This window comes from Terrisporobacter muris (genome assembly GCF_024621905.1).
In the GTDB taxonomy this organism is placed as follows: domain Bacteria; phylum Bacillota; class Clostridia; order Peptostreptococcales; family Peptostreptococcaceae; genus Terrisporobacter; species Terrisporobacter muris.
Genome location: NZ_JANKBY010000420.1, coordinates 1 through 2597 on the forward strand (window position 1 = coordinate 1; position 2597 = coordinate 2597).

General features: G+C 25.0%; 4 protein-coding genes and 1 pseudogene. All 5 read left to right on the top strand.

Going from position 1 to position 2597, the window contains the following annotated elements:
• A partial coding sequence (gene aroE, locus NSA58_RS18645) for a shikimate dehydrogenase (RefSeq protein ID WP_257560827.1) occupies nucleotides 1-896 on the top strand: 896 nt, incomplete at its 5' end.
• 16 nt (nucleotides 897-912) lie between these two features.
• Entirely contained in the window at nucleotides 913-1269 is a 357-nt protein-coding gene (locus NSA58_RS18650) for a hypothetical protein (RefSeq protein ID WP_039678793.1), read from the top strand.
• Nucleotides 1220-1861, top strand: a complete 642-nt coding sequence (locus tag NSA58_RS18655; RefSeq protein WP_141660777.1) for a hypothetical protein — start codon at nucleotides 1220-1222, stop codon at nucleotides 1859-1861. Before NSA58_RS18650 ends, NSA58_RS18655 begins: the two co-directional genes overlap by 50 nt.
• 20 nt (nucleotides 1862-1881) lie before the next feature.
• Nucleotides 1882-2316, top strand: coding sequence for a hypothetical protein (locus NSA58_RS18660; protein ID WP_074079193.1), 435 nt, complete (start codon nucleotides 1882-1884; stop codon nucleotides 2314-2316).
• Nucleotides 2306-2597, top strand: a pseudogene (locus tag NSA58_RS18665) (hypothetical protein); the annotation flags it as partial. The gene NSA58_RS18660 and the pseudogene NSA58_RS18665, both read left to right, overlap by 11 nt.

A 2597-nucleotide genomic window follows, 5' to 3' on the forward strand; every position in this document is an offset into this window, starting at 1 on the left:
ATTACAAGATATATGATAATAAACATAATAAAGGAGTTACCATGAACATAAATTCTAACACTAAACTAATAGGTCTTTTGGGACAGCCTGTAAGTCAAAGCTTTTCACCAAGCATACATAATTATTTATCACAAAAATATAAAAAGAATAATATTTATATGTGTTTTGAAATAGAAAAAAACAACTTACAAAATGTAGCGCTAGGTATAAAAACTTTTAATATGAAGGGATGTAATGTAACAATTCCTTATAAAGTTGAGATAATTCCATACCTAGATAAAGTAGAAAAAAATGCACTACTAATAGGAGCTGTAAATACAATAAAAAATGTAAATGATGAGTTGATAGGTTATAACACAGACGGTATAGGATTTATAAAATCTTTAAAAGATGAAGGTTATAGTTTAAAAGATAAAAAAGTAATCATTTTAGGTGCTGGAGGAGCTTGTAGAAGTATAGCTGTAGAATTAGCTAATCACGAAGTTTCTTATATTGAAATTAGAAATAGAAGTGAAAAAAATGCAAAGTGCATTTGCGACTTAATTAATAGCAACTTCCAAAGTAAGACTAATTACAATATAAAACCAGTTGAAGAAAATGATTTAAATAGCTTTGATATCTTAATTAATACAACGCCGATAGGAATGGAATCTAAGGATTGTCCGATAGATGTTAATATAAATCCACCTAAAAACTTACTGGTATGTGATATTGTATATAAACCCCATGAGACTACGTTATTATCTTGGGCAAAGAAGAATAATTTAAATGTTGTTTATGGCATTAATATGCTAATCAATCAAGGATTATTAGCCTATGAAATATGGGAAAATATAAAAACAAGTGAGGATGACCTTAAAGAAATAAAGAATATATATTTCAATTCACTAAAGTAATACTTTAGAAAGGATGATGAGGATTAAAAGAAAAGGATTCACAACTCTAGAATGTGTAATAAGCTTATTTATTGTTAGTATGATAGTATTTATAATCACATCAACATTACACAATAATATAATTTTACTAAAGAAAAATAATTGTAATAGACAAATGCTATATACAGCTAAGGAGATAATTGAAGATGAAAGAAATAAAATAAAAAATAGCATTAATACTGAAGGATATAATACACAGAAAACTATTAATAATTTTAAAGTTAAAACTTTAGTTACTCCAATTAGCTATTATAACTGTTATGACTTAAAGGTCAAAATATCAGATGAAAATAGAGAAATGGAACTTAATACATATGTTACGAAAAAAGAGTAAAGGTTCAATTTTAATTATGTCTATTATTACATTTTCAATAATTAGTTTGATTTGTATTACATGCTCTAGTCTGATTTTAAGTAATAATAGAATTAGTGAATTAGAATACAAAACTGAAAAGCTTAAAGAAGAGAATATAGGAGTTATTGAACTTATTTATAGTAACATGCTTAAAGAAGTTCAATATGCTATAGAAAATACAAATACTGAAGATGAATTTTATAATTATTTAACTAAGAACAATAGTGGTATATTCATAAATAAAGTGAAAAAAATTGAAAATACAGGTCTTACGAATAGAACTATAGATATGGCTTATGACAATAACTTTTCTACAAAAGAATATATTCATTATAAAATCTTAACAAAAAGTAAAATTAATAATCATGATAAATATGCGTTAATAAGCACCAAAATTAAAAATCCTTGGTTTGGTAAAGTAGACAATAGTTCACAAGAAGTAAATGTGAGTGAACAAGAAGAAAATAAAGATTCAAACATGGTAGTTGATCCTGAGAATATAGATAGTGATGAAATTGTTGAAATAAATGAAGGCGATTTGATTACATTTTACAATTATGAGGAGAAATAATATATGAAGCGAGAAGGAATGTGACCACACTTGAACTTATAGTAACAATAAGTATAATAGTTATCATGTCTAGCATTTGTTTTATGAAATACGAAGGTGATAATTATAAAATCGAATTCTTTGCAAAGGAATTATGCTCAGATATACGTTATGTTAGAAGAGAGAATATGCTAGACAATCCTAATGTTTATATTAGATTTATTAGTGAAGATAATAAATGGTCTTATATTTTACATAGAAATAAAAAAGAAGATAAGAGAGTGTATTTACCTAAGAATGTAAACTTAAACTTTCCCATAGGTCAAAATAATTCTTTAATATCTTTTTATACTAGTGGTTTATATAAAAATGGAGGTGGAACAATTAGTATTAAAAAAGGTGATAATTATAAATATATTACAATAGTACCAGTAAGCGGAAGGGTATTATACAAAGAGGGAATATATGAAAAATAGAAAAGGTTACTTGCTTTTAGAAAGTATAATATCTTTATTTATTATAGCTACTATTTCCCTAAGTTTATATTCATTTTTATTCTTCGGGAATAAATATAAAAAATCTATTGAGGATAATGTGGAATTATATGAACAAGGTGAAGAAATGTGCTTTCAAATTAATAAAACTATAGAAAATAGTAATGGAATTATAAGTATACGCGATTTAAATGGAAATACTATAAATGGAGATACTTCATCTTATATAAAAATAAACTCAATAAAATGTAAATATAAAAATA

Excerpts from the sequence above, each read along its gene's own strand:
- NSA58_RS18650 (WP_039678793.1), top strand. The coding sequence starts at position 913 with ATGAGGATTAAAAGAAAAGGATTCACAACTCTAGAATGTGTAATAAGC.
- NSA58_RS18655 (WP_141660777.1), top strand. The coding sequence starts at position 1,220 with ATGAAAATAGAGAAATGGAACTTAATACATATGTTACGAAAAAAGAGT.